Origin of the sequence: Paenibacillus plantarum, from assembly GCF_013141695.1 — a bacterium.
GTDB lineage: Bacteria > Bacillota > Bacilli > Paenibacillales > NBRC-103111 > Paenibacillus_E > Paenibacillus_E plantarum.
The window spans coordinates 147085-173602 of record NZ_WHNY01000057.1; the positions used below are offsets into that span (position 1 = coordinate 147085).

The 26518-nt window shown below is 43.7% G+C and carries 23 protein-coding genes and 2 pseudogenes; 11 read left to right on the plus strand and 14 right to left on the minus strand.

Annotation, left to right across the window (positions count from 1 at the left end; all coding sequences use genetic code 11):
• Positions 1-19: 19 nt before the first annotated feature.
• On the minus strand, positions 20-700 hold the full coding sequence (locus tag GC096_RS17520; RefSeq protein ID WP_171631941.1) for a glycoside hydrolase family 73 protein: 681 nt from the start codon (positions 698-700) through the stop codon (positions 20-22).
• A 158-nt stretch (positions 701-858) separates the two neighbouring features.
• Between GC096_RS17520 and GC096_RS17525 the strand changes: the two genes are divergently transcribed.
• Positions 859-1908, plus strand: a complete 1050-nt coding sequence (locus GC096_RS17525) for a MerR family transcriptional regulator (protein WP_171631943.1) — start codon at positions 859-861, stop codon at positions 1906-1908.
• Positions 1909-1989: 81 nt separating this feature from the next.
• Positions 1990-2676: a class I SAM-dependent methyltransferase gene (locus GC096_RS17530; protein WP_171631944.1), complete on the plus strand. Its 687-nt coding sequence runs from the start codon at positions 1990-1992 to the stop codon at positions 2674-2676.
• A gap of 281 nt (positions 2677-2957) precedes the next feature.
• Here GC096_RS17530 and GC096_RS17535 read toward each other — a convergent pair whose 3' ends face one another.
• Together GC096_RS17535 and GC096_RS38740 are read right to left on the minus strand one after the other, a co-directional pair.
• Positions 2958-3329: a HesB/IscA family protein gene (locus tag GC096_RS17535; RefSeq protein ID WP_056613525.1), complete on the minus strand. Its 372-nt coding sequence runs from the start codon at positions 3327-3329 to the stop codon at positions 2958-2960.
• 113 nt (positions 3330-3442) lie between these two features.
• Positions 3443-3625, minus strand: a complete 183-nt coding sequence (locus GC096_RS38740; protein ID WP_246302802.1) for an aspartyl-phosphate phosphatase Spo0E family protein — start codon at positions 3623-3625, stop codon at positions 3443-3445.
• A 339-nt stretch (positions 3626-3964) separates the two neighbouring features.
• Between GC096_RS38740 and mqnE the strand changes: the two genes are divergently transcribed.
• Positions 3965-5065: an aminofutalosine synthase MqnE gene (gene mqnE / locus GC096_RS17545; RefSeq protein WP_171631946.1), complete on the plus strand. Its 1101-nt coding sequence runs from the start codon at positions 3965-3967 to the stop codon at positions 5063-5065.
• A gap of 53 nt (positions 5066-5118) precedes the next feature.
• Positions 5119-6183: an NAD(P)/FAD-dependent oxidoreductase gene (locus GC096_RS17550; protein ID WP_171631976.1), complete on the plus strand. Its 1065-nt coding sequence runs from the start codon at positions 5119-5121 to the stop codon at positions 6181-6183.
• A gap of 15 nt (positions 6184-6198) precedes the next feature.
• Here GC096_RS17550 and GC096_RS17555 read toward each other — a convergent pair whose 3' ends face one another.
• Positions 6199-6453, minus strand: coding sequence for a YuzB family protein (locus GC096_RS17555; RefSeq protein WP_171631947.1), 255 nt, complete (start codon positions 6451-6453; stop codon positions 6199-6201).
• A 96-nt stretch (positions 6454-6549) separates the two neighbouring features.
• Here GC096_RS17555 and GC096_RS17560 point away from each other — a divergent pair, with 96 nt between their 5' ends.
• On the plus strand, positions 6550-6795 hold the full coding sequence (locus GC096_RS17560; protein ID WP_028558591.1) for a NifU family protein: 246 nt from the start codon (positions 6550-6552) through the stop codon (positions 6793-6795).
• 183 nt (positions 6796-6978) lie between these two features.
• Here GC096_RS17560 and GC096_RS17565 read toward each other — a convergent pair whose 3' ends face one another.
• From GC096_RS17565 to GC096_RS17605, 9 genes and pseudogenes are all read right to left on the minus strand, one after another.
• A complete protein-coding gene (locus tag GC096_RS17565) occupies positions 6979-7773 on the minus strand; it encodes an SDR family oxidoreductase (RefSeq protein WP_171631949.1) in 795 nt (264 codons plus the stop codon).
• A 6-nt stretch (positions 7774-7779) separates the two neighbouring features.
• Positions 7780-8487, minus strand: a complete 708-nt coding sequence (locus tag GC096_RS17570; RefSeq protein ID WP_171631951.1) for a Cthe_2314 family HEPN domain-containing protein — start codon at positions 8485-8487, stop codon at positions 7780-7782.
• A gap of 50 nt (positions 8488-8537) precedes the next feature.
• Complete coding sequence (locus GC096_RS17575) at positions 8538-9506, minus strand: DMT family transporter (protein ID WP_312886291.1); 969 nt, start codon at positions 9504-9506, stop codon at positions 8538-8540.
• Positions 9503-11266, minus strand: coding sequence for a UbiD family decarboxylase (locus GC096_RS17580; protein ID WP_171631954.1), 1764 nt, complete (start codon positions 11264-11266; stop codon positions 9503-9505). The genes GC096_RS17575 and GC096_RS17580 overlap by 4 nt, the downstream gene beginning before the upstream one ends.
• Positions 11267-11372: 106 nt before the next feature.
• On the minus strand, positions 11373-12272 hold the full coding sequence (locus GC096_RS17585) for a COX15/CtaA family protein (protein WP_171631955.1): 900 nt from the start codon (positions 12270-12272) through the stop codon (positions 11373-11375).
• Positions 12273-12745: 473 nt separating this feature from the next.
• Positions 12746-13090 (minus strand): thioredoxin family protein, encoded by a 345-nt coding sequence (locus GC096_RS17590; RefSeq protein ID WP_056613511.1) that lies wholly within the window; start codon positions 13088-13090, stop codon positions 12746-12748.
• Between the two features lie 233 nt (positions 13091-13323).
• Positions 13324-17190: an FG-GAP-like repeat-containing protein gene (locus GC096_RS17595; RefSeq protein WP_171631957.1), complete on the minus strand. Its 3867-nt coding sequence runs from the start codon at positions 17188-17190 to the stop codon at positions 13324-13326.
• Between the two features lie 332 nt (positions 17191-17522).
• Complete coding sequence (locus GC096_RS17600; RefSeq protein WP_171631959.1) at positions 17523-18929, minus strand: ABC transporter substrate-binding protein; 1407 nt, start codon at positions 18927-18929, stop codon at positions 17523-17525.
• Between the two features lie 121 nt (positions 18930-19050).
• A pseudogene (locus GC096_RS17605) lies at positions 19051-19300 on the minus strand (P-type ATPase actuator domain-containing protein); the annotation flags it as partial.
• A 121-nt stretch (positions 19301-19421) separates the two neighbouring features.
• Here GC096_RS17605 and GC096_RS17610 point away from each other — a divergent pair.
• From GC096_RS17610 to GC096_RS17630, 5 genes and pseudogenes are all read left to right on the plus strand, one after another.
• Positions 19422-20924: a spore germination protein gene (locus tag GC096_RS17610; RefSeq protein ID WP_171631960.1), complete on the plus strand. Its 1503-nt coding sequence runs from the start codon at positions 19422-19424 to the stop codon at positions 20922-20924.
• A 13-nt stretch (positions 20925-20937) separates the two neighbouring features.
• Positions 20938-22140 carry a Ger(x)C family spore germination protein gene (locus GC096_RS17615; protein WP_171631962.1) on the plus strand — a complete coding sequence of 401 codons (1203 nt, stop codon included), beginning with the start codon at positions 20938-20940 and terminating at the stop codon, positions 22138-22140.
• Between the two features lie 73 nt (positions 22141-22213).
• Positions 22214-22384, plus strand: coding sequence for a hypothetical protein (locus GC096_RS17620; RefSeq protein WP_171631963.1), 171 nt, complete (start codon positions 22214-22216; stop codon positions 22382-22384).
• A gap of 15 nt (positions 22385-22399) precedes the next feature.
• The gene (locus tag GC096_RS17625; RefSeq protein WP_171631965.1) at positions 22400-23509 is read left to right on the plus strand and encodes a GerAB/ArcD/ProY family transporter; all 1110 of its coding nucleotides are present in this window, start codon (positions 22400-22402) and stop codon (positions 23507-23509) included.
• 179 nt (positions 23510-23688) lie between these two features.
• Positions 23689-23910 (plus strand): annotated as a pseudogene (locus GC096_RS17630) (transposase); the annotation flags it as partial.
• A gap of 236 nt (positions 23911-24146) precedes the next feature.
• Here GC096_RS17630 and GC096_RS17635 read toward each other — a convergent pair.
• On the minus strand, positions 24147-24851 hold the full coding sequence (locus GC096_RS17635) for an SDR family NAD(P)-dependent oxidoreductase (RefSeq protein WP_171631966.1): 705 nt from the start codon (positions 24849-24851) through the stop codon (positions 24147-24149).
• 215 nt (positions 24852-25066) lie between these two features.
• Here GC096_RS17635 and GC096_RS17640 point away from each other — a divergent pair, with 215 nt between their 5' ends.
• The gene (locus GC096_RS17640) at positions 25067-25963 is read left to right on the plus strand and encodes a LysR family transcriptional regulator (protein ID WP_171631967.1); all 897 of its coding nucleotides are present in this window, start codon (positions 25067-25069) and stop codon (positions 25961-25963) included.
• Positions 25964-26518 lie beyond the last annotated feature (555 nt).

Below are 26518 nucleotides of genomic sequence, written 5' to 3' on the forward strand. Positions count from 1 at the left end.
CCTATGATTTCTTCCACATTTAAATAATGCCCTTGCGATGTAACACAGTTAATAAGCGATAGAAATCATAGCTCCCTTTCTCAGGTGTGTCGATCAAGCCAGCCTTAACTGCCGCATCAACGGCTGACTTCGCCCATGTTGGCACGATCGTCAAAGCGGCCTGTTCTTCGAGTGAGTGTACTCTACTTGTTAATTCTGAAATCTGGGCTTGTAAGTTCTCTAACATCCGTATGACCTCCTCATCGAAGAAAATTAACCCTTCCGTCGCTATAATTGCATTCAATTTACTTGTATAGGCAGGGTCAGTCGCGTATCCACTCTTCTGTAGTACAGCTGTTTGAGTTTGTGGGATGCTTGCTGACCGAACTGCCGAATAACGCGCAGCATGAAATAATAAATCTTGATCCCGAAATCCATCCTCAATGGAGCTGTATGCTCGAAAATCCCCCGGTACATCAAACACGTGATTCTCATTTATGAATTCCCATGTGCTTACAGATACACGATCGCCTTGCCAATAAGGCGTTAGTACGCCATTTCCAACTTTATATCCAACCAAGTTATTCCAAGCGTTTATTCTACCCCCTGTTTCAAGTATTGCTTGTGCAATTCGAACAGAAGGGAAAATTGGCGAGCCTTCTAAACGAAGCTTCAAAGCAATCGGTGCAACGAGATCGATGAAATCCTTTCTAGTTGCCATATGACTCCCTCCTTTCAAACAAAGACTAGTACTATCATCATAGTATATTCCACAATTTGGTAATGAGAGACGACTCCTATCTAGCTAGTCCGCGCTATTTGCAACTTTACTTTTCCCTTACGTTAATGTTTATTTTAAGTGAGAGAAAGGGTGAAAGCATGCAAATTAAAGATGTTGCAAACAAATTGAATATTTCTCCTAGAGCCATCCGCTTTTATGAAGATAAAGGACTTATTTCACCGTCTAAACAGGAAAATAATTCATATCGAACATTTACAGAAAAAGAAATATGGCGGCTACAAACGATTATTTCGCTGCGTGAATCAGGTATGTCCATTGCCGATATTCAAAAAGCCTTACAAGAAGTTGATGCCGATGATAAAGAGCAGCTTCAATACTATTTGGAAATACAACGATCTGTTGTTTTTGCGCAATGGCTGGAGTTCAAGCAAATCATTGAAACGACGGATACCATGATTGATCTTCTGAAACAAAACAACTCACTTCCGATCGATGATATTTTCACACTCGCGGAAGGTTCTAAACGACTTCGAGAAATGCGCAAAAGTTGGAAGGACACATGGAACTTTGATCAACAAGCCTTGACTCATGATGAACGCGTTCTACATAATGACCACGAGTATAAAGGATACGAGGAAGTTCTGGATCTAACACTTCAATGGATAAAACCGAGGGTCGGGGAGAAAGGGCTCGATCTTGGGACAGGCACAGGTAATTTAGCAAGGCGATTTCTGCAAAAGGGCATTCACATGGCTGGCGTGGACCAATCCAAAGAAATGCTGAAACAATGCCAGAGTAAACATCCGCAAATGGACATGAAACTAGGCAATTTCCTGGCTATTCCTTACATGGATAACCAATTCGATTTTGTCGTTACATCGTTTGCTTTTCACCATATTACGAACGAACAACAGCTGCTAGCACTAGATGAAATGCGCCGCGTGCTCAAGTCTCACGGTAGAATTTGCATAGCGGATTTAATGTTCGAAACTGAATCTGCAAAAGAGCTATATCTGGAAGAATGTATGGCGAGCGGGCGCACAGATCTCCTCTCAACCCTGCAAGATCAGCATTATGCCATCTGCTCTTCCCTGCTAACCTGGTTTGACGAACATGGTTATATTACCAAACATACGAAACTCAACGATTTACTATATATCGTCTATGCAGTTCCCATTCAACCCTAATAAAACGATCTCTTGACCTTCTCCTTACGTTACACATTATGATGACAATGTTTAACATACCCCTAAGGAGGAGATTACCACATGCCTAATCATGCAGACATTTATGCCGTTCAAGCAGACATGTATGAACAACTCGTTTCCAAACAAGCAAGCTTATATGAAACCATTCAAACCATCATCCCCGTTGAAGGTCTAGACATCATCGACATGGGAGCTGGTGCTGGAAGATTAACCCGTATTCTCGCTCCACAAGCAAAGACCATAGTAGCTTTAGATGAATCCGAATCTATGCTGCGAATTAACGCAGATCATCTCAGTCAAGCTGATTTGCACAATTGGCAAACACAAGTTGCTGACCATAGGCATTTACCTGCCGCCAATCATAGTGCAGATTTAATCGTTTCCGGATGGAGTATTTGCTACCTTGGAAATTCGGAAGTCGATCAATGGGAAGCCAATATTCACCAAGTTATAAGCGAAATCAGAAGAGTTCTGCGCCCAGGCGGTACGGTTATTATTATCGAGAACTTCGGAACTGGCTCTGAAACACCCCATCCGCCTGATTTCTTGATGAATTATTATAGGCTGCTTGAATCCGAGTATGGTTTTTCTCATTCGTGGATACGGACCGATTATACGTTTGAGAGCGTAGATGAGGCCGAGATGCTTACGAGATTTTTCTTTGGGGACGCGATAGCCGATAAAGTTGTCAGCGAGCAGTTGACTACTTTGCCTGAGTGTGCGGGGATTTGGTGGTTAACGGTGTAGCCCTCGTCGCTAGTTCACTTTGAAAAGGGAACGTAGATGCGCTATTTCGCCGAAATCACTTGAAATTTGTACCAAGAGGAACGTAGATACGTTATTTGCCTGATTTATGAGGAATTTGGTGTTATCGAGAAAAATAAGGCACTGTCGTTCCCTAGGATACTCATTTCGTGAAATTAGTTAAAAATAGCGCATCCTAGTTCCCTTTTCTTCTCTAGCACGACAAAAAAACCTTCTGAACTAGTGTGATCTACACATAAGTTCAGAAGGTTCATTATTAATGATTAAGCCTCAACCTTATCATCACAAGGCTCAGGTGTTCCTTCATAGTCCGCTGGCTTGAAGGACGAACCACAACCACACGATGCTACTGCATTCGGGTTATTGATGGTGAAACCGCCGCCCATGCCTTTGTCTTCGAAGTCGATTTGGACGCCGTATAAATACTTAGCGCTCTCTTCATCCACGACAACCTTCACGCCGTGAATGGTAAATTCTTTATCGTCAGACTTTTGATCATCGTCGAAGCCCATTCCATAAGAAAAGCCGCTGCAACCACCAGCCTTCACGCCAAGGCGTAAGAAAAGATTCGGTGATTCTTCCGATGCCAAAAGCTCTTTAATTTTCTCACTTGCAGATTCACTTATATTAATCATAATGGAAATCCCTCCTTGGTTTTTCCCTGTAAATTAAGGAAAACTGGCATTGGTATTACGAAGTGCTTGCTATAAGTATACTCCTAATCCATCCGATGCTCAAGGGCAGCTGTTCACTGTTTAGAACGTCTTGTGGCATAATACTGCAATAGTAACTGGTCCAGATCTCGACTGCATTTCTGCACGTCAGGATGAAGGAAACCATGCGAGGTCCCCAAACTAACCATTTTGCCTCGAAGTTGTTCAATTTTAATATGAAGTCGTTCCTGCGGTTCGGTCACGAATAATGGTAGCACGATTATTATCACCTTTAGCCCTTACGTAATCACATTGCAATAGTATACAGGAATTTGTTAATATTGGGAATAACATTTCGCCGATTTCATCGAAAAAATATAGGACATGGATAAGATTGTCGATTTATCTTCAACGTTCTGATGTTGCCCCTCCCAAGTAGGAGGTTTATAATAAGAAAGATGGATAGCTTGTATCGATATAAATCTGGTTGTGAATTCCTTAACCGAACTGGTTGACAGGTACGCGAGCAACTCACACCACCTAACGCACCTAGTCCTAACTGCTGGCTGCGTCGTTTCATTATGCGGTTTATTTTATTTTCATAGGAGGCATGGAGCATGAGTATTACGACAGTAGACCCGATTAAACGAATGGCTGAAATTGCTGACAAAGTTGAGAACGGCGAACGTCTAAGTTTGGAAGACGGACTGTTTTTATATGAATCTGACGATCTTTTAACCATTGGTCAATTAGCGAATAAAGTGAATACACGGTTGAATGGGAACAAGGTGTATTTTGTACAAAATATGAGCTTATATTTCACGAATGTCTGTGAGGAGCATTGTTCGTTTTGTCATTTCCGCCGCGACGAAGGTCAAGAAGGTGCTTACACTTTAACACCAGATCAGATGTTAGACTATATCGCCGAGAATTTTAACCCTGAAATTAAAGAGTTCCATATTAGTCAGGGGCATAACCCCCATCTGCCTTTCGAGTATTACGTGGATTGCATTCGTCGGTTGAAGCAAGCTTACCCGGATGTCACGATTAAAGCTCATACGGCTGCAGAGATCGAATTCTTCTCACGTATTAGCGGCCTGAGCTACCGAGATGTACTTAAGGCGTTAATGGATGCTGGACTTTCCACGCTCCCTGGCGGAGGCGCCGAAATTCTTACGGAACGTTACCGTTCGAAAATGAAGGTCGAAAAAGCTTCCACCGAAGAATGGTTGGATGTTCATCGTCAAGCTCATCTCCTAGGGATGAAAACTCATGCGACCATGCTATATGGTTCAATCGAAACGAAAGAAGAACGGATTCGCCATATGATGTTGCTGCGCGAGCTGCAAGACGAAACAGGCGGTTTCCTCGTATTCATTCCTAATTCTGTTCAGCCAGCGAGCAAAAATGCAAGTCTTAAACGTTTCGTTCCCGCTTGGGACGAACTCAAAACAATGGCGATTAGCCGCCTAATGTTGGACAATTTCCCACATATTAAAGCTTACTTCATCAATATCGGAACGAAACTTACGCAACTTTCCTTCACATTCGGTGCTTCAGATGCTCACGGCACGATCGTCAAAGAGAAAATCTCACATGCTGCTGGCGCACTTTCACCAGAAGGTTTAACACGCGATGAGATTGTATGGCTCATTCAAGGCGCGGGCCGCGTCGCGGTAGAGCGAGACACCTTTTATAATGAAATCAAAGTGTATTAGAGATAATAGGTAATAGAGAATAGATCATCGTTCAGAAGGGATATTGGTTGGCTATGAAAAAGTTTGTCATTCTCGGAGGAGGCTATGGCGGTCTGACCATAGCTTTGAATTTGCTGGAAAAGGATATACCAGACGACACTGAACTTATTATGATTGATCGCAGTCCATTCCAAGGCCTCAAAACGGAATATTATGCACTAGCTTCCGGTACCATTGCTGAAACCCATATTCGTGTAGCTTATCCCGATGATTCGCGGCTTCAGCTTGTTTACGGAGAAGTATCTGATGTTAATCTCGAAACGAGACAAATCAACTTCCACGACAAAGAACCCATCTCCTACGACTGGCTAGTCATTGGACTTGGTTGTGTTGACAGTTATCATGGGATTACTGGCGCTCAGGAGTTTTCATCTAGTATCCAGACACTAGCTCAAACGCGGGCAACGTATCAGAAAATAAACAACATCAATCCATACGGACAAGTATCCATCATTGGTGGAGGACTTAGCGGTGTAGAAATGGCTTCAGAACTTCGCGAAAGCCGCCCTGACTTGAACATCCGATTAATTGATCGTGGTCCTAGTCTGCTCTCCGCTTTCCCTACGAATCTGCAGCAATATGTGCGTGAATGGATGATTGAACATCATATTGAGCTGCGTACACAAGTATCGCTTGTTCGATTAGATGGCGGTGATTTGTACAATCAAGATGAAATTATCCGTACTGATGCGACAATTTGGACAGCAGGTATACAACCAACGCCTATTGTCGAAGCTTTGAATGTACCAAAAGATCGTCAAGGACGTATTCTATTAAACGAATACCACCAAATCCCCAACTTTGAGGAAGTTTACGTCGTAGGTGACTGCGCGTCCCTACCGTTCTCACCAAGTGCCCAAGCTGCACAAGCGCAAGGTAAACAAATAGCCGAAGTCATCCAAGCGATTTGGAAAGGCGATGCACCTAAACTTGGTAAAATCAAGCTGCGAGGCACACTCGGTTCACTTGGCAAAAAGAGCGGCTTCGGCATCATGGGAAAACGTACGCTAATGACAGGGAAAATTGCTCGTATGTTGAAAAGCGGCGTGCTTTGGAAATCCAAACGCCACTTCGGTTAGGTTAGCTAGATCGGCTTATTCACTAAGCAAATCATACATGGCCTCAATCTCTTTGATCTTTTCTAAAATAAGAACATGGAGGCTCTCGGCGCTTTCTGCAGAAATGATTTCTCCGTTGACTAGTGCGTAAGGCTCCATGTAGCACTGGCCACAGTTGCCCAGACAGCCGTATTCCATGACATCAAATTCCGGATTTTGTTCAAGGTCTTTCATGACTTTATCTGTTCCTGTGTGCATATTGCTGGCACAAAATTCTATAATTGGTCGCATTTAAAAATTCCACCCCATGCTGATAGTTTCAAGCCTCAAACCATTTTCATTTAAAGCGTATTGTACTATAATAGATAAAGAAAGGAGATGAATCAAATGACAGAAAAAACCAAAGAAGCGATTTACGATGAAGTTCTTGAGGTTTTAGATAAACTTCGTCCTTTCCTACAACGTGATGGCGGTGACGTCGATCTAGTTGATGTGGAAGACGGAATCGTAAAACTTAAACTTATGGGTGCCTGCGGCAGCTGCCCGAGCTCAACAATCACTTTGAAAGCTGGTATTGAGCGCGCATTGGTTGAAGAGGTAGAAGGCATAACAGAAGTCGTACAGGTATTCTAATTACGACTATATCATGAGATAAACTTTTATCGTAGTCTTTCGAAGATGATCGACCGCGTTTAGATGTTGTTTATATCGCCAATAAGAATTTGTACTTCCGTACACCGGAAATTTCTAAATTCTTATGTGGAAAGAAAGAGCTTACCTCTATGGTAAGCTCTTTTTGCTGTAGGTAAAGGCGTGCTATTCTAGCTTGCGTTGTTTAATTACGGGTATCGGCTGAATAGGATCCAACGCGCCAGAGATATCCATAATATTGCCTGTGATAAAATCCGAGTTAGGCGAGCAGAGAAAATCGATGACACGCGCTACATCCTCCCCCGTTCCCGGTCGGCCAACAGGTGTTTCGCCATCGACTTCTAAGCGAGCTTCTTCCATGGTGCGTTCTTTATTCTTCCCGCGAATGTCGCCTGGACAAATCATGTTCACCGTGATCCCATGCGCGGCTTCTTCTTCGGCTAATGTTTTGGTAAAGGAAACTAACCCAACTTTGGCAGCCGCATAAGCAGCTCTGTGCGTCCAACCTCTCGCTTCAGCCGCTTTCCCAAAGCCGAAATGGATAATACGCCCCCATCTGCGCTCTCTCATCATAGGCAGCACAAGATGATCCAACTCCATTACGCCTATCAGATTCCCTCGCATTAAATAGTCTATTTCGTCCATGCTGTAATCAGCGAAAAAACGCCGTTCACGAACAAAAGGCCCTGCGTTATTGACAAGTATATCTATCGGCCCCAACTGTGAGACCGTTTCTTCAACCATGCGAAAGATGTCCTCGCGCTTGGCCACATCTCCCTGCACCGCGATGCTGCGAACGCCCATATCCCTCAATTGATGAACGAGTTCTGCAGCTTCCTTCTCACTTGTTACATAATTCACAGCAACCTGGCAGCCCTTCTTGGCTAAGGTCAATGCCGTCATTTTGCCCAAACCCTTGGCACTGCCTGTCACAAGCACTGTTCGACCTCTTAATGGCATGGTCCCCTACCCCTTTGTCACATATGCCGTGATATAAGTAAATGCTATTGTTAAGGTTCGGCATACCATGTCAAATCCCTGCTGCAAATCGGATAAATTCAGCTTCACATCCTCAATATGAACGCGTTCACCGAGCAGCGGCTCTTTCTGCATAAGATCGTCTAACATCTCAGCATTAATATAATGCATTTCCATATTACGCAGATTACGTAGTCGTTCTAACGGCACTTTATAAGTCATTTTGAGGGTATACAGCTGCAGTTCTAGCGAGCCATGTAGATGCTTCTCATGCATATGGCGGAGTACCGTAAAGTACGAAAATCGCGATTTCACGGTTTCGGTTTTCAAGGCGAAGAGGTCATTCATAAAGGTTCCTAGTTTATCAAAAACAGAAAAAAGACGGATGAACGCATTTTTGTAGAAATACACAAACCGTTGATAATCATCTGTTTCTTGCGGGGTCATTTCTTCCAAATAGCCTTTAACAATCCGCTCACCATATCGCTCACAGCAATATTTGCTCTGTTCGAGCTCATCTAAGGCATCAATAAAACCCTTACTCCATATCGCTTGTCGATGAAAGATCGAATGCACCGTGGAGAGGTGACTCTGTTCCGTTTCGATCTGTTTCATATAGGCTCTCACCGCATCGAAAGCTTCCAATAAGAGTCCGCTGTCGATTCGTTCCGGCTCATTAAATAACACACGAAGCATAAGATCACCTCCCTTTTTATCCAAATAATAAGCGATCTCGCATAGCCCAGTTACTTCGTTAACGTCGTGGCCGTTGGTGCAGGTACAGGTGCCCGTTTGACGCTGGATGTTCGATCACGCTGCACGAAAAACATCGCGGCTAACACACCCACGCCTCCAAGATATTGACTTAACGAGATTGATTCTCCTAGAAAAATGAAACCGCCAAGTGCAGCTGTAACCGGTAGTAAATACCCATAGGCTGATGATTTGAATGGCCCTAGTTTGGCTAAACTCCAATTGTGTAAAGAGAAACCTACCGCTGTAGCCAGCAATGAGGTATAGATTAAGCTAATCCAACCTGTCTGTGAGATCGCGGCGAAGTAAGCACCATCTGCACGCAATAGCACAAACGGTAATAAAGACAGGGCTCCCGCGGTCATTTCAAGTGAAATTAAAATCGGAAGCGGATACTTCACGACTAAACGGTTCATCCCAATGAGATAGATGGCTCCCATAAAACTGCGCATTAGCAATAGAATATCACCGCGAAATGTTTCACTGCCCAAGTGAAAGCCTTCGGCTCCCCCCGAGACAATGAGGATCACACTGCCGAGCGCCAAGGGAATTCCGATTAGAATTCGCCAGGTAATCTTCACTTGCCTAGCCATGACGGCAATAAGCACTGTAATTACTGGCATAAAACCTCGCCCAAGCACGGCGCCATTCGCAGCGTTGGAAAACTGTAAAGCATACTGCAGGAGAGCTTCCATCCCTACGGCATTAAGTATCCCTAACCCACAGATGAGCAGAAGATCCCGACCCGCAATTTGAAAACGAAGTGACCGCGAACGATAATAGAAGTAAGTATAGACCCACAGAATCGGAATCATACTTGCAAAGCGCAGTCCATTAAAGACGAGGCTGTCCCATTCTCTTCCACCGATTTTGAGAGAAGCCATATTGATCCCCCACAGCAAATAGACCAATACAAATCCCAAATGCGGATAGATCGCTCGTAATCGTCCCGAGCTTATCACGCGAAGTATTCCTTCCATCTGCGATCAACGAGTTCTACAATATCTTCCCGCGGGAACAGTTCATCTGGATAGCCAGGTTTCATTCGAGCGTCAATGACAATAGGAACTTCATAAGCAATATGATGTCGGTTCACACTGGATTGCGCGTACATATCACTTGCAGGGTTAAACCGTGTGAACACGGTCCATAAGAATTTCGTTTGGTCATTCGCGATGTCACTAGCATCATCGACAAGGATGACCATAGGCCATTGCTTCAATCGGTCAGCTGCATTCGCAAGCAGACGTTGTGGCAACTCTGGCTCTGCTGCGTACGAGGCGCCAGAGACAAGCAGACAGCCGCCACAGTACACAGCGATATCATGGATCTCAGGCAGTTCTCCCTCTGTGTATGCCCTTGGCAGCTCGCGTACAGGGTCACCTGTGCCGAGTAGTACGGCTTTGGAGCCGTGGTTGAGCTGGCCACCGGTATAATCCAATGTATCATGTGATGTTTTATTAAATATAAACAGATCCCGAGCCGGATCGAAACGTTCCAATACGGTTTCTAACAGCTGTGAGAAGTTCGCTAAGGTCGTCGGACGGTCCGTTACGATCAAGAACTTCGTGAGAGACAGCTGACCCTCACCGAGGATCCGAAACGCCGTGCCGAGCGCCTCACGGCTGTAGCTTTCGCGGACGACAGCGGCTGCGAGCGGGTGGAACCCGGTCTCGGCATACGTCCACAGGTCTTTCACCCCTGGCATCGCCATCGGGAACGCGGGCTCCAGCAATCTTTGCAAGAATTCGCCAAGGAAGTAATCCTCTTGGCGGGGCTTGCCGACGATCGTTGCCGGATAGATCGCGTCTTTGCGGTGCCACACATGATTCACGTTGAACACGGGGAAATCATGGGTGAGTGAGTAATACCCGAAATGGTCGCCGAACGGCCCTTCGGGGCGTCTAAGATGCGGCGGTACGGAGCCGCATATCGCGAACTCCGCCTCGGCTACGAGGCGGTGCCCCCCATGGGGATTCTCCACCATGGGCAGCTTCTGCCCGAGGATGAGCGAAGCGAGCATCAGCTCGGGCAAGTGCTCGGGCACCGGCGCAATCGCCGAGGCGATGAGCGCGGGCGGGCCGCCCAGGAACACGGTGACGGGCAGCGCTTGGTTGCGCTTCTCGGCTTCGTGGTAGTGGAAGCCGCCGCCCTTGTGGATTTGCCAGTGCATCCCGGTCGTGAAGTCATCATACACCTGCATGCGATACATGCCCAGGTTATGATGACCGCCGTCGGGATGCTCGGTGTAGACCAGAGGCAGCGTGACGAACGGGCCGCCGTCTTCTTGCCAGCTCGTCAGGACAGGCAGTCCTGCCATCGGGTTGTCCTTCTTCAAGCCGCCGAGAATCGGCGCTTGATTCGGCTGGATCTTCTTCGTCCCGACTTTCATGAGGTCGAGGATAAGACCCCTTTCACCCCACAGCGCTTTCGGCGTAGGGGGCATCAACGAGTTCGTCGCGTTGATAACCGCTTTCATGAATTGCTCTGGCTTCGGACCGAAAGCCAGATCCACTCTTCTTGTTGTGCCGAAGAGGTTCGTCACGACAGGGAATGCACTGCCTTTTACATTCGTGAACAGTAAAGCTGGCCCTTGTTCGTCGATAACGCGACGATGGATTTCTGCAAGCTCGAGATTCGGATCCACGGGAGCCGAGATTTCGATTAATTCATTTTCGCGTCGTAGAATCTCTAGAAACGCTCGAAGATTGGTTGGTACCATGGGAACTTCCACCTTTGTCTATGTAATGTTTACTCATTCTTTGGAGATGAAAAAGGAAATGGCCTTCCGTTAGAAGGCCTTGTTGTGCCTATGCCGCATGATGCTGCTAGGCTTTGCGATCATATAGCGTGAGTACACACAAATAACATAAGAATCCAAACATACAAGCCACAATAATGGCATGAATCATACCTGTGAATAAATAGGCGACTTCATTCCCTAAGGACCAGGTTACGACTGCACCGCTAATCACTTGAAGCGAAACGAGAATAAGTGCCCATTTGCTCCCGAACCAAAGTTTGTCTGTCTTTTGATAATAGCGTCGCGCTTGCAGGTAAAGAAATAAAATACAAACAAAGAGCAGCAAAGCGGCAATTCGATGTGTAAATACAATTCCTGTGGCACCGCTTAGTTCCGGAATCACTTCGCCATTACATAACGGCCAGCCCGAGCAGCCACCCGAAGAAACGGTATGACGCACGAATGCTCCTAAATAAACAACGACATAGCTATAAATCGTGGTAAACCAAACGATCACTTTAAAGCTAGTATGAATCTGCGTTGTGCGTACAAATTGTCCCCACGGAGTAAACACGAGTGCAAGCAGCAGGGAGAAAGCAAAGGCGAGCAAGGATAATCCGAAATGAAGTGCTAGGACAAGGGAAGATTGCGGCCAAACAACGGCCAACGCGCCCATTGCTGCTTGAATCAGGGTCATGACCACTGTTGCTGTAATAAAGAATTTTGCATCTCTACGCTTCACATATCGGAAAACTAAGTAAAACGTTGCAATAAGTATCATGGTCACAATACCTACAACTAAGCGATGGCTGTACTCGATAAACGAAGAAATGGTATGTGCTGGAATGAATTTCCCATGACACAACGGCCACTCGTCTCCACAGCCCCGACCTGCGTCAGCCTTGGTTACTAAGGCCCCCATAGCAAGAATTAGAAACATGCCGATGGCTGATAAATTAGCTAATCTTTGGATCCATTTTTGCATGATTGCACCTACTTTATGTCATATCTACTGAGGATCATGTCGAATACTGTAGTTCCGCTTTCAATTATAGCTGTAATATGAAGGCATTTCCATTCGCAATTGTTACAAAGCTCCGAAACCACAAGGAATCAGTTTGTTGGCTTCTAACCGAGATGCGCCCAACACTTGGAAAAAACATTATAGTGTGTGTAGTATGGAAGCATTTATTCGGAAGTGGGATTTAGAAATGAAAAAAGGCTGCTGTTAGTCCGATTTCTCCCAACTAAAACGATGATCGCTTTCATTGATAGACCGTTAGTCCGATTCTGCCGAACTATTTACCTATTTTTCTTGCTTGAAGGTAGTTTGTGGCGATTTAGTTCGGGGATTTCGGACTAAATAGGCACCGGTCGGGGATCAACGTAAAAAAACCGCCATCGGATTAATCCGACGACGGTTTTTCTAGTCCTGCTATCCTCTATGCCCTACTCCTTCTATGGAGCTAACGCATTGGAAACTTCGATTGCACGATCAAGGAATTGCTCGATTTCCTCACGGGTTTTACGCAGCTTGCTGACGAAACGAACGACCTCTTGGCCGTTACGGAAAGCAATAAAACTCGGGATGCCTAAGATGTTCAATTGTTCACACAAATCCGGGAATTCATCGCGATCCAGTTCAATGAACGTGAGACGGCCTTCATAAGCTTGCTCGACTGCTGGCATAAAAGGGTCAATATAGTGGCAATCCTTACACCATGTCGTTTTGAAAATGGCGATGGTCACACCGGATTGCGAAATTTGTTCTTGAAATTGTTGTTCAGTCGATACTTTACGCATAGGACACCTCATCACTTCTGGCATTTACTCTCTTATAGCATGTGAGAAAATCAGTGTCAAGCGACGGACACCGACGCTGATTCAGGAAAATAAAGTTCGTTAGTGATTTTCACAATTGTAAACAGGTAAACAGAGAGATGCGCTGCCAATCGCACCAAAAAACTGCCCAGCCCCGGCCACCCCAGGTTTGGGCAGTTTCTCTTTTTATTTGCACCGCGGCTCTCTTTAGGTGATTACTTATTAATCAACTTTGCTTGCTGTAGCAATCTTGTTACAATTGCAGCTGTTTGTGCACGTGTTAGGTGACTTGCTGCTGTAAGATATTGATTATCGCCTTGCATGATATTGTTAATGACCATAAGTGCTACGGCATTCTTCGCCCAACCAGAAACTTGTTGACTGTCCTCAAACGGACTTAATGCCTTATTCGCTTCTGCATCCGTCACAGTCGATGTAAGCGAAGTGATCGCCATCGCTCTAGATAAGATCACAGCGGCTTCTTGCCTTGTAATCGTCTGATTAGGTCTGAACGTATTATCCTCATATCCTTGAACAAGTTGATACGTTAAAGCCGCTTGTACAACAGATGCATACCAATCTGAGGACTTCACATCCTGCGGCAAGTTGATTTGCTCAACTGACTTCAAGCCCAATGCTCTAACAACAATAGCTAGAAACTCTGCACGGTTGACATCTTGATCAGGTTGAAAGGATGTCGTTGTAACACCATCAACAATGAGGCGTGAAGCCATATTATTGACATCATTTTGACTCCAATGTCCTTGCACATCGGCGAATTTCTTCGAGTTCCATATAATCGAATAGGTACTATTCGTTAAGCTATTCAATACGGCATGTGGTTTGCCGTCTTTTGTAAAGACATTTGTTGGTATATGGGATATTGTTCCATCTTCATTTAATACAACGCCAGTTGTTATTTGAGTGGAATCGATTGAATTCGGCAATACAATCTCACGTGACACATATCTATCGAATCGATCGATCTTAATGGTACGATCACCATATGTAGCTATAATTTCAAAATTAATCGCTGGAGCAATCAAAGTCACATTTTGGTTTGCAGCGGCAGAATCAAGCAGCTTCTTACTTTCAGTAGAAGGTTTTCCCATACGAATACTTAACTTAATGTCTTCTACCTTCACGTTATTGCCAAACTGAGACGCGATTTGGTCAATCTTTATCTGATTCGATTGGATGGTATAAATCGCATTATTGGTGCCAATTTCAATGATTGTATTTGTCTTCCCCAATGATTTAATCATTTTACCGTTCAAATCTGTCTGGATGACATCTGAATTAGAAGTTACTGGAATAATGAGTTTTTGATTATTTTTACCTTCCAGTACAGCCATCAATTTCTCATTATCAATGGACACAATCGTCGTCGATTGTCCTCCCACAACAACTTCTTTCAGCGTCGTCAATTTATCCAGCTTTACACCATCCAATATAATAGAGATTTCCGGTTGTGTAGCTGATGATCCACTTTCCGAGGATGGAAGATCTTCTTTTACAATTTGGAGCACTGCCGTTGAAGGCGTACCGATGACCGCATCTGCCGAAGGAGCACTTAGTTGAACATTCAACGATTTAGTGCCCGTGACAATATGATTGTTCACGATCGGGATCATAAAAAATTGGCTAGTCTCACCATCTTGGAACTGTAACGTACCTGTAGTTGCCGTATAATCGACACCAGCTTTAGCAGTTCCATCCGAAGTCGCATATACAACACTCGTTACGCCTGTACTGCTGCCTTCCCTAATAACAGTAACCTTCGCGCTGCCGCTATTTTCTTTAGCACTATAGGTTGTTGCACCCAGCTTCACTTTCCATTTAGGCGGGAAGCTATTGATAATTGTGACATTGTCGGCATATCGGTTTGCCGTTGCTATATCATCTTTGCCATCGTCATTAAAATCGCCAACCGCAACCGACCAAGGCGTAACATCGGTACTATACTTGTTTTCCAAGCCAAAGCTTCCATTGCCATCGCCCATAAATACGTACACATGCTGTAAATAAGTCACAGCAACTGCAATATCCAACTTCTCATCACCGTTAAAATCTCCAACTTTGAGTGAACGAATCTCCTCCGGAAATGGATGAATCATCGCATCTCGAAACGTGCCTGTTGGATCACCAAAGAGAATACGAAGTGAATAACTAGGAGAACTATAAGCAACCGCTATATCCTCCCATCCATCACGATTAAAATCACCCGTAGCAAGCGATTGTGGTGCGTTGCTGCCCCAACCATATTGATCTCCAGAGGTAAATGTACCATCCCCCTGTCCATGCAAAATATACACTTGTTTCGTCCCCGTATTCGCAATAGCCAGATCGATCATGTCATCGTTATTAAAATGACCCGATACGATGGAAACAGGTGAGTCGATTTGACTATCAGCAGGATGATCCTTCGCCTGAAATTCCCCTTTTCCGTCTCCAAGCATCACACTTAAAAGGTTTGATTCTATATGTGCTACGGCGATATCGGGATTGTTGTCACCATTAAAGTCAGCAATAGTAAGTGTTCTAGCTCTAGAATTAGATTCGGCGCTAGATTCAAATTCATTTTTAATGAATAATCCTTGCCCATTGTTTAATAAAGTCGTTATCCTATTACCACCAGAATTAGCAATAACCAGATCTGGTTTACCATCGAGGTTAAGGTCTCCTGACACAATTTGAGCAGGCTTACTCCCGACATTATAATTATCGGCGGCTGCAAACTGACCTCTTCCATTACCTCGCATGACAGACACATTATTAGACTTATAATCTGCCGTTGCTATATCCAAATTCCCGTCTCCGTCAAAGTCGAAACTTGTAACTGACACTGGTTCACTGCCACTAACATCATAATTAACGGATGCAAGTAAAGTTCCGTCTCCTCTACCCAGTAACAAGGCAGCATAATTCACATTATTACCAAATGTATCAAAATTTGTAGCTACTACATCCAATTTATCATCTGAATTGAAATCAGCAATAACTACCGAAGAGTAGTAACCTTGTACAGCATATGAAACTGCTGCTTGCAACGATAACTGAGATTCTGCACTATCATTTAATAAAATGGATACTTGAGCTGCCTCTGAACAACCAACAGCCAAGTCAAGATCACCATCACCGTCTAGATCAGCGAGAGCTAGTGAGACTGGGCTCTCACATCTAGCCTTAAATTTAACGGCATCTTTAAATGAACCCCGTCCATCACCTTGAAGAATAGAGATTCCATTCGAATCTTCAGTAGCAACAACAATATCCGCATAACCATCCCCATTCATATCCCCAATAACAGATGCTTTTGGTCTAGCACCAACTGCATATACGTTAGACGAAACCGTCAAGTTCCCATTATTAGTTAAAATAGAAACAGTCCCATCTCCACTATTGGTAACGACTATATCTAAGTTGCTATCCCCGTTAATTTCACCCGCAGTAATAGAACTAGGATTAGCTCCTACTCGAAGTGGAACTGGCTCACTGAATTTAAGCGTCCCATCCGGTTGTACGCCTTGACCAAGTAACCATACAATGTGGTGTTTACTTGTAAGAGAGTCATAATTAGATACAGCCAAATCCATTATCGAATCATTGTTGAAATCCCCTATCGTTACTGAACTAGGCGTAAATGTGTTGTAGCCAACACTATCGATATAGACATTATAGTTTACTGTGGACTTAAACTCCCCGCCTTCTTGACCTAACAACACCGAAACCGTACTAGACGCATAATCAGGATGTCCATTCCCATTATTAGCTGTGACAACATCAACGATGTTGTCACCATTCAGATCTCCAACAGCTACACCACTGGGTTTAATACCAACCGGATATTGTTTCTCCTGATAATGACCAGAACCATCATTAAGTAATATAGAAATCTGGTTATAATATGAGTTCGCCGTTACAAGATCAGGTAGTCCATCTTGATTAAAATCACCAACAGCGGCCGCATTTGGCTGAGCGCCTAATCCGATGTTCTCCGCTCCTTCAAAGTTTGATTTACCTAATGCAGTAGTAGGTAGAATAAGTACAAATACACATAGACTTAAAACTATTAATTTCAATCTCCTAAAACTAACTTTTTTCGCCATAATTCCCAAAATATTTAACCCCCCTTACATATTTCGACACGTTTACTAGCGCAACCATACCATAAAATATTCCAGTTGAATACCACAAAATATTCCAATTGATCAATATAAATATAGTCACCCATCTGACTCTATGTAGCATTAAGAACACAATATGTTTCATAAAATAGTAAACTAACCAATACTTAAAAGAATAAAGATTTAAGCACGTATAAACACATAGAGGCTGCCACCAAGGTTTGAAAAGAACCTTAGAGTCAGCCTCTTGGCTTTATTTCTGCTTGGACTGAGCCGCTTTCTGGGCATCATCCGGCTTGTTTGGCTTGCAATAATTGTTGTTGTCCCTTATCTTCAATCGTCTTAAGTGCCTCATCAGCTGATTTCTTTCCATCGATGACGGCCTGAATTTCTTGATTTGCAAGCAAACTGAACGGCTGGTAGAAGCCACTTGGGATTTTCTCATAACCTTTAGTAATCTTGTCAGGGTTAGGTTTCAGGAGAAAAAATGGCTCTAAATTATGGCCGTTCCTCTCTTTGGAATACGTGGTGCGGGTCATCAGGCTGCTCGAAGATTTCGATATGACTCTAGCGAATTCATCGCTGTTGATATATTTCATGAATTCCCAGGCTGCGCGTGTATTGGGCGATTGGGCATTGATGCCAAATACATTGGATACGGAAATACTGTTAGAAAAGTCCGGATTATTCGGATCAACGGGAACCGTGACGATATCCCAATTGATAGGCTTCACATCTTTCAGGCGGTCTTTGGCATCTTGCAGATTTTGCATCATATAGTTGCCGTCAATAGTCATCGCAACCTTACCCATGGCGAACATATTCCCTTTGAGATAATCCTCGTACATTCTCGGTGCATTAGAATCGGCGTTTTGATTTTTTGGCGTGTACAACGCACCTGATTTCAGAGAGTCGACGGTAAGCTGCAATACCTTCTTCCAGGCATCTGTCTGGATCGTCAGTTTCATCTGCTCAGGATCGATGTAAGACAGACCCAGCGTCGTGCCGATGCTGCTCATATATTGATAGGCGACTCCTTCACTCATGTAAGAATATGCGGAAAATCCGTAAATTCGCTGATCTCCCTGACCGTCGGTCGGAAATCGTTTGGCGAGATTAAGGACATCTTCCCAGTTCATCTTATTTTTCGGAAACTCTATGCCATACTGCTCGAATAGATCCTTGTTATAGTAAAGAGCCTGACTGTAGAAGTCTGGTGAAAGTCCATATAATTTGCCCTCGCCTTTGAGCTTAATCGTTTCCAGTGCAGCTGGAAGGATATGCTCCACATCGAATTTATCTTGCTTTATGACATCGTCTAGCGCATACAGACTTCCTTTTTCTACGAACTTTTCAAGTTGGTCGGTACCGTTAATAAGGAGAACATCCGGTTTTTCTTCATCGATGAGTTTATCAAGCTCTTCCTGAGGATCTTTGCCGGGTCCATAAATGCCTTGATTCGATATGACCTCTACTTCAATATTCGGATTTTTGGCCATGAAAAGATTACCATACTGTTGATAAAATGAATTCTTGTCATAATACATCACTCTAATCGTTGCTTTCTCGTCTTTCCCCAGCTTCTTAAGAGATCCTGCTTCTCTTGTAGTACTACTTGCCTTCTCCGTAAAATTACACCCTGTCAGCGCGGCAGTTACCGCAATCGCAGTAAGTGTACACATCCAACGTTTCATTTGATTCCCTCCATATTGTTATTATTACCAAATATAGTCATAATTCTTTCACTATCATACTCATATAAGAGTTAAAATACAAATTATACCAAATTTAGTAGAGTTGAAGATGCCTAATCGTGAACCGCTCCACGAACGCTTGTGAAGGAGCCCGTTCTGATTTGTGCCTCGTCCACCAGGTGAATGATTTTTGAAATCGTTGTATCTTCAACTGTTTTGGTTACTTTTACTTCCAAATAGCCTTCTTCATTGAGCGTACCTGCAAAAACTTCATCAGTGATGCTCTTATTTACTAGAATCCATTCGCCGGTGATGGCTGCTTGATTGATGGTAGAGCTGCCTTTAATAACTACTCCATCCATCGCGAGCTTTTAACACGTTCATATCAAACTGAAGCCGTAACAAGTTCATGATTCCTAATGATGCATAAATTTGGAAATTACATCAATACTATGTACAACTAAGCCCTATTCCCCCATGCAGGAGGCTTTCATGACAAACGACGAGCACGAGTTGGATATGGAGTTGACCGTTAGTCTAACAGATAACTTGCTGGAGATCACACAAGGACTTGGAAACAGCAATGATGTTGCTATCCGGGAATTCCAAATTGATCTTGGCGATAATCATTCCATAGACGGAGCCGTTATCTATATGGCTGGCCTCTCTAACCTCCACTCCATGATCGACACTTTGCTAACCTGCTGCAAGAACGGCGAACAGCAACACTTGAATCCCGAAGATTTGTTAGGGTATTTGGAGAATATTGTCGTATCGCAGGGCACAGTAGAAAATTTTGATGATATGGATGATCTCTTTGAGGCGTTATTATCCGGTAACAGTATTTTGCTGCTTGATGGATGTCGACGGGTCTTAGCGATTAGAACCACAGAGCTAACGGCGCGCCAGGTAGAAGAACCGAATGTGCAATCGGTTGTCCGTGGGCCCAGGGAAGGTTTTACTGAGGTACTGCAATGGAATACAGCTATGCTTCGCCGTAAAATTAAAGACCGCAATCTCTGGATGGAAACGATGAAAATTGGCAAAGTGACGAAAACAGATGTCGTAGTCGCCTACGTTAAAAACATCGTGTCTGAAGAGGTGCTCGAAGAAGTAAAGATCAGATTGTCCCTCATTGATATAGATGCGATCCTAGAGAGCAACTACATTGAGGAGCTGATTGAAGATAAGCAAAACACGCCATTTTCAACTGTTTTCAACTCAGAGCGTCCCGATGTGATTGCAGCTGGATTAATGGAAGGAAGAGTTGCCATTCTTGTGGACGGAACGCCATTTGCCCTGCTTGTTCCAGCATTGTTCAGCCACTTCTTTCAATCCAGCGAGGATTATTACCAGCCGGCTAATTTCTCCTCCTTGATTCGTCTGCTTCGCTTTTTGTCTTTTGGATTGGCACTTTTAACACCTTCTTTTTATATTGCCGTTACAACCTTTCATCAGGAAATGCTGCCGACCACATTGCTCTATAATTTAGCAAGTCAACGTGAAGGTGTTCCTTTCCCGGCATTTATTGAAGCGATTATGATGGAGATTACGTTCGAAATTTTAAGAGAAGCCAGTGTGCGGATGCCTAAAACCGTTGGACAGTCTATTTCAATTGTAGGCACGCTTGTAATTGGTCAGGCTGCTGTGGAAGCAGGTCTCGTAAGTGCGGCAATGGTTATTGTTGTATCGATCACAGCAATGTCCAACTTTGTACTTCCCGCATTTAACCTTGGCATCACGATTCGCATCATACGGTTTTTGCTTATGATGCTGGCTGCCACTTTTGGTTTGTTTGGCATATTTGTCGGAATCATCGCATTGGTCATTCATTTGTGCGGGATTTCCTCATTTGGCGTTCCCTATATGTCGCCTTTTGCTCCATTCCATTTATCCGATCAGAAAGACACTTTAGTCCGCTTTACTTTCCCGAATATGATTACTCGCCCCAAAGTCTTCCGACAAAAAAATCTCGTTCGTCAGAAACGCCGATGAGGAGGCTAATCCTTTGAAACGTGCGATAACCACTGGTTTATGTCTATTTTCACTATTTTCCCTGTTAACGGGTTGTTGGAGTCGTCATGAATTGAATGATATCAGTATTGCGGTAGGAATGGGGATTGACCTGGTCGGAGAACGCTACAAAATTACGATTCAAACCGTTAATCCGAGCCAGGTCGCTGTAAAAAAAGGAGCCTCCAGTAATTCTCCCGCTGTTATCACGTATGAAGAAACCGGAATGACGGTTCCTGAAGCCATATCCCGATTGAGCGTTAAAGCACCGCGATACTTGCATTTCTCTCATCTGAGAATGGTCGTAATCGGCGAGGATGTCGCTCGAGAAGGCATTAGCAAACCGCTTGATTTTCTTTCCCGTAATATGGATATGCGTACTGATTTTTATTTCATCGTCGCCAGACAGGCAAAAGCTTCTGAAATATTAAAAGTAATTAGCGCCATTGATCCGATTCCCGCGAACAACATGTATACAAAGCTTGAGACCTCTGATAAATATTGGGCTGCTACAGGAAGTATGAATCTTAATCGTTTACTTCAGGAACTAGGAACTCATGGGAAAAGTCCCGCCCTGACTGGGATTGAAATTATTGGCACCAAAAAAATGGGGGAACAGACCGCAAACACGCAATACGTAGAACCACCTGCCTTATTAAAGTATGCTGGAATGGCTGTTTTCAAACAGGACCGATTTGTTGGCTGGCTGGATGAGAACGATGTAAAAGCTTTAAATTATGTGCAAAATTCTGTACACCAAAGTACAGGCTATATTCCATGTCCGGGATCTACGGGAAATATTACGGTGCAGGCGATTCGTTCCCACACCGTCATCCATCCGCATCTTGTGAATGGAACTCCCGAATTCGATGTCAATGTTGGAATTGATGGTGATATTGCCGATGTCGAATGTAAAATCGACCTATCTCAAGCTTCTGTCGTTGATGAGTTACAACAACTGAACAACAACAAATTGGAAAGCAGCATGCAACAATCCATCGCGAAAATACAGAAAAATTTAGGGGCCGATATTTACGGCTTTGGAAATACGTTTCATCATAAGTTCCCCAAATCTTGGCATCAGATCAAGGATTGGAACGAAGCTTTTCGAACAATCAAAGTGAGAGTTCATGTGGATTCGAAACTTCGCCGGATAGGGACTATTCTGCAACCGATCGATAATATAACGACAGAATAAGGTGCGACTCATGCTGCTCTTAATCGGGGTTATCCTCACATTAACATGGACGGTTTGGAAGGAAATTCCTCATTTGTGGAAACAAAAAAAACGCAAAGAACTATGGCTACTTGCTTTAGCCACACTGTGCATCACCGTGCTTGGGACACTGCAAAGTTTGAATACCCGTTTACCTAATCCGCTTAGTTGGCTTGCAGCGATATTAGGACCCTATCCTAAAGCCATTTATTCGCTATTTCAATAAGAGGGGGCCGATTCCATGGAGAAGCAACAAATCATTAGCAAAAGCTCTTTTGCCATACTCGTTACTTTTTTCATGATCGGCACGTCCATTCTTATTACACCTTCAGGGCTTGCTCTCGTGGCAAAGCAAGATGCATGGCTAGCGTGTATCGTCGGTGTTGGTTTCAATCTTTTGAATTTCCTTTTGTATCATGTATTAGGGGAGCGCTTTGCTGGGAAAACCTTTGTCCAATATTGTGAAACGGTGCTTGGCAAATGGGCAGGCAAAGCAATTTCCCTGGCCTTTGTCTTGTTTTTTTATTTGCTGGCTTCGTTGATGATCGGGGATCTAGGTTATTTCGTAACCTCGCAGATCATGCAGGAAACGCCGATTGAAGCTTTGCAGATGCTATTTACCCTTATCGTTGTGTTTGCCGTCCGATCGGGATTTGTCGTGTATACGAGGGCAGCCGTGGTTTTTTTCCCATGGCTGATTCTCTTATTTTTGCTGCTCATTTTGCCGTTATTTCCCAAATTTAATATGGGAAACTTTCTGCCGGTTATGGAATTTGGCATAAAGCCAATTCTACGAGGCGGATTTACATTTTATGGATTGCAAGAGATGATTGTACTGCTCATGTTTTATCCGTTCGTTTCCAATGCGAAAGGTCGTAAAAGCAGCTTTGTTATGGGGATTGGGGTAGGTGGCGCTATTCTTCTTATGACAACGATCGGAAGCATAGCCGTACTGGGGGAAGAGCTAACATCAAACCAATTGTTTCCAGCCTACACACTAGCCAAAAATATTAGTATCGGCCATTTCCTTGAACGGGTCGAAGGCATTTTGATATCCATTTGGATTCTATCCACTTTCCTTAAAATTGTTCTCACCTTCCATGCATCTCTGTTGGGATTCGCCCAAATTATGAACATCAAGGATGAGAAACCTCTAGTCGTTCCTCTTGCATTGGGGATGATTATTCTCTCGCTGATGTGCTACCCCAACACGATCTTTATCAATGATTTTCTGTCCAAAAATTGGGCGCCATTCGCACTTATCTTCACCCTTTTTTTACCGTTTCTACTTCTCGTTGCGTCTTGGTTTACACAAAAACGCAAGCCTGCCGCACCGGTAAATGAATCGTGAACGAACGAGAACCTACAAGGGCCGGTGGTTCCATTCATACTGCTAGTTCAACCGCATCTTCTGGATATGCGACCCATTAGTGGAATCATCCTTTCCATGGACGGGGTCCAATCGGAAAAGGGAAACGAGATGCTGTACGTCATCCGCGAAGTATTCAGCGGCACCATTCTTGCAGCCCACAAATGGCATTTCAAGAAAGTGAGGATTTCAAAGCAAAGTCGAAGGAACGCTACAAAATTGAAGCCAAAAACAGTGAATTAAAGCACAGACACGGGTATGATGTAGCCACTTCCGCGGGTCTATTAGGTATGGAACTTCAGGGAGCAATGACGATTTTTGCGGTGAATCTAAAAACGAATTTTGAAGCTAAACGATTAAAATTGGAAGTCCTAAAAGGCTAAATACAGCAAAAAAAGAAGACATCTACCATTTTGGAAGATGTCTTCTTTTTGTAAATTAACTACCCTTTAAATTAAAAGGCTAGTCCTTCTGTGTCCTTTATGCCGGCTGCTGTTTTTTGGAGTTTATTGAGCTATCGTTCCTAGATAGCGTAATGATCGTTACTAATATCTTTGACCACTATGGGCTTCAAATAAAATGTTCCACGCATCCCTTATGAAAAAACAGTAAAAGCTCATTAATCCATATATTGCTCGTCTGGCTCATGTAAAGCCGCAGCCAAGATTTTCTCTGCGACCATTTCAGGAGTATCTATTGGAGAAGAAGATCCTTGTCGCTGTTGCTCGCGAGCACCAAGTGCGTTTTTACCAAAATCCGTTGCGGTTGAGCGCGGATAGACGGTAATTACACGGATTTGATCTGAGGCTAATTCATCTCGAGCTGTATCGGAAATCATATTCAAAGCAGCTTTGGTTGCAGCATAGGCGCCCAATCCAGCAATATGCATCTTGGATACCACCGAACTTATATTGATGATCAGCCCTCCCCCTTGCCCTCGCATGACAGGGATGGCAGATTGCATAGCTGCTAACGGTCCTAGCACATTGAGGTCGAGGATCTTGCGAAAGTCATCAGGATTTAGGTCAGCGACCTTGCCAACTACAGCTTGTCCTACGTTATTGATGACAACATCTAGGCGGCCAAAGCGGCGAAACGTTTCCTCAATGACTCTTTCTACTTGCTTAGGATCACTCACGTCAGCCGGCATAGCGACAGCGTCAATACCCTGGCTCTGCAATTCCTTGGCGAGATGATTTAGTGCATCGGCAGATCGAGCTACCAGTGCTAATTTAGCACCGGCAGTGGCAAAACTGCGTACTGTGGCTAAGCCGATACCAGCGGATGCTCCTGTAATAAGAACGACCTTGTCACGAATTTCCATAATAAATGTTCCTTTCTTGGAGGAGATTAGCCAAACCGGTTCTGAGAAGAAGCGGTCCAGCAGTCCCGAAAAATTAAATCAATGAATGAAATAAGCAAGCTTTAAAGTGCTATGCTCTTTTCAACTCTAATGTTACAGTTGGAGAACTTGATACGGAAGTTCAAATAAGTTAGCATGGTATCAACTATTGGTTTATGCAACAGGAGGTTCTTTGAATGAACGAAAAATTGAACACTTTTATTCAGGTCGTACAGTCCGGTAGCTTCTCAAAGGCAGCTGAGAAATTATTTATTTCTCCAACCGCTGTGATGAAGCAAATGAATTTATTGGAAAAACATGTAGGTATGCCTCTTTTGATCCGCACTAACCATGGAATTGAACTCACCAAAGCTGGAAAATCCTTTAGCAAGGATGCGGCATTTATGGTGCAGTATTTCCAAGAAACTCTGCTACGCATGCGTCAATCCGCACAGGCAAATCAGCTTGTAATTCGCGTGGGAACCTCTATGCTTAATCCCTGCAAGGTTCTGTTGGATATGTGGAATGAAGTCAGCGACCAATTCCCGCAGTTCAAAATCAATATCGTGCATTTTGAGGATGATTCACATACACTCCCAACCACTTATCGTACTATTGGCAAACACTATGATTTCATTGTAGGGCCAACCCTTACAGAGAACTGGAAGGAATATTTCCGAGTTCTTGAGTTGGGAAGTTATCGCTTTTGCTTTGCTTTATCTCGCAACCATCGGCTGGCTTCTAAAATAACATTGTCTGTCAAAGATTTGTATGGAGAGCAATTGGCTGTAGTAAACGGTGGAGGAAGTGCTGTAATTGATGAAATTCGTGATTTTTTGATAAGGAACCACCCTAAAATCCGAATTAAAGATATTCCACGCCTTTATGATATTGATGTATTCAATCGATGTGAGGAAAGTGGTGTTGTCTTACTTACATTGGATGTATGGGCAGATATTCATCCGTCCTTAGTGACAATTCCTAGCGACTTGGACTTCACAATACCCTATGGTTTGTTATATCCCTTACATCCTTCCGAGGAAGTCAATCAGTTTCTAGAAATCATTAAGGAAATGCAATCTCAGCATAGTTAACCGGTACATAATTGTGCCGGTTAATGTTCACGTAGCTTGCCTGCTTAAAAGCTGCATTTCTTATCCATTTAATGCGATATGAATGGCCGAATGTCATCTTCGTATTAGAAAATTGAAGTCGTAGTCTCTTTCAGTTCGTCCAACCCAATAGGTTCATTATTTAATCCTTCAAAAGGGGAAGGTTAAGAGAGAATACGATCGTCTATTTCATGATTTGTCGTTGTCCAGTGAAAATAAAGTTTTAGACTGCCGCTGTCCTTAGTGAACTAAAGTTCACCGAGGGAGCGTAACAGGTTGCCATGCATCCGACAGCCTGTTTTATAAAAGTGTCAGGTTATCCGAACAATTTATTATTCCATCTTCTTTAACTTGATTGCTTAGAATACTACACCTGCCACCAGTATGACGAAGGTACCAAATATCACATATAGACCCCATTTACCAGCTATCATGATTCACCCCGCCCCCAAGTTTAATAACTCAATTATTTATCCCATTCTTCCCATTAGCATAGTTATATAAAACTACGTGATGGGTATTGTACTAGTCTGCCCA

Bases quoted from the DNA above. Each gene is read 5' to 3' on its own strand.
- GC096_RS17570 (WP_171631951.1), bottom strand. From the start codon at position 8,487: ATGCTTCGTGTGTTATTTAATGAGCCGGAACGAATCGACAGCGGACTC.
- GC096_RS17535 (WP_056613525.1), bottom strand. From the start codon at position 3,329: ATGATTAATATAAGTGAATCTGCAAGTGAGAAAATTAAAGAGCTTTTG.
- GC096_RS17520 (WP_171631941.1), bottom strand. From the start codon at position 700: ATGGCAACTAGAAAGGATTTCATCGATCTCGTTGCACCGATTGCTTTG.
- GC096_RS17550 (WP_171631976.1), top strand. From the start codon at position 5,119: ATGAAAAAGTTTGTCATTCTCGGAGGAGGCTATGGCGGTCTGACCATA.
- GC096_RS17555 (WP_171631947.1), bottom strand. From the start codon at position 6,453: ATGCGACCAATTATAGAATTTTGTGCCAGCAATATGCACACAGGAACA.
- GC096_RS17600 (WP_171631959.1), bottom strand. From the start codon at position 18,929: ATGAAACGTTGGATGTGTACACTTACTGCGATTGCGGTAACTGCCGCG.
- GC096_RS17580 (WP_171631954.1), bottom strand. From the start codon at position 11,266: ATGGTACCAACCAATCTTCGAGCGTTTCTAGAGATTCTACGACGCGAA.
- GC096_RS17625 (WP_171631965.1), top strand. From the start codon at position 22,400: ATGGAGAAGCAACAAATCATTAGCAAAAGCTCTTTTGCCATACTCGTT.
- GC096_RS17530 (WP_171631944.1), top strand. From the start codon at position 1,990: ATGCCTAATCATGCAGACATTTATGCCGTTCAAGCAGACATGTATGAA.
- GC096_RS17590 (WP_056613511.1), bottom strand. From the start codon at position 13,090: ATGCGTAAAGTATCGACTGAACAACAATTTCAAGAACAAATTTCGCAA.
- GC096_RS17610 (WP_171631960.1), top strand. From the start codon at position 19,422: ATGACAAACGACGAGCACGAGTTGGATATGGAGTTGACCGTTAGTCTA.
- mqnE (WP_171631946.1), top strand. From the start codon at position 3,965: ATGAGTATTACGACAGTAGACCCGATTAAACGAATGGCTGAAATTGCT.
- GC096_RS17565 (WP_171631949.1), bottom strand. From the start codon at position 7,773: ATGCCATTAAGAGGTCGAACAGTGCTTGTGACAGGCAGTGCCAAGGGT.
- GC096_RS17525 (WP_171631943.1), top strand. From the start codon at position 859: ATGCAAATTAAAGATGTTGCAAACAAATTGAATATTTCTCCTAGAGCC.
- GC096_RS17640 (WP_171631967.1), top strand. From the start codon at position 25,067: ATGAACGAAAAATTGAACACTTTTATTCAGGTCGTACAGTCCGGTAGC.
- GC096_RS17585 (WP_171631955.1), bottom strand. From the start codon at position 12,272: ATGCAAAAATGGATCCAAAGATTAGCTAATTTATCAGCCATCGGCATG.
- GC096_RS17635 (WP_171631966.1), bottom strand. From the start codon at position 24,851: ATGGAAATTCGTGACAAGGTCGTTCTTATTACAGGAGCATCCGCTGGT.
- GC096_RS17560 (WP_028558591.1), top strand. From the start codon at position 6,550: ATGACAGAAAAAACCAAAGAAGCGATTTACGATGAAGTTCTTGAGGTT.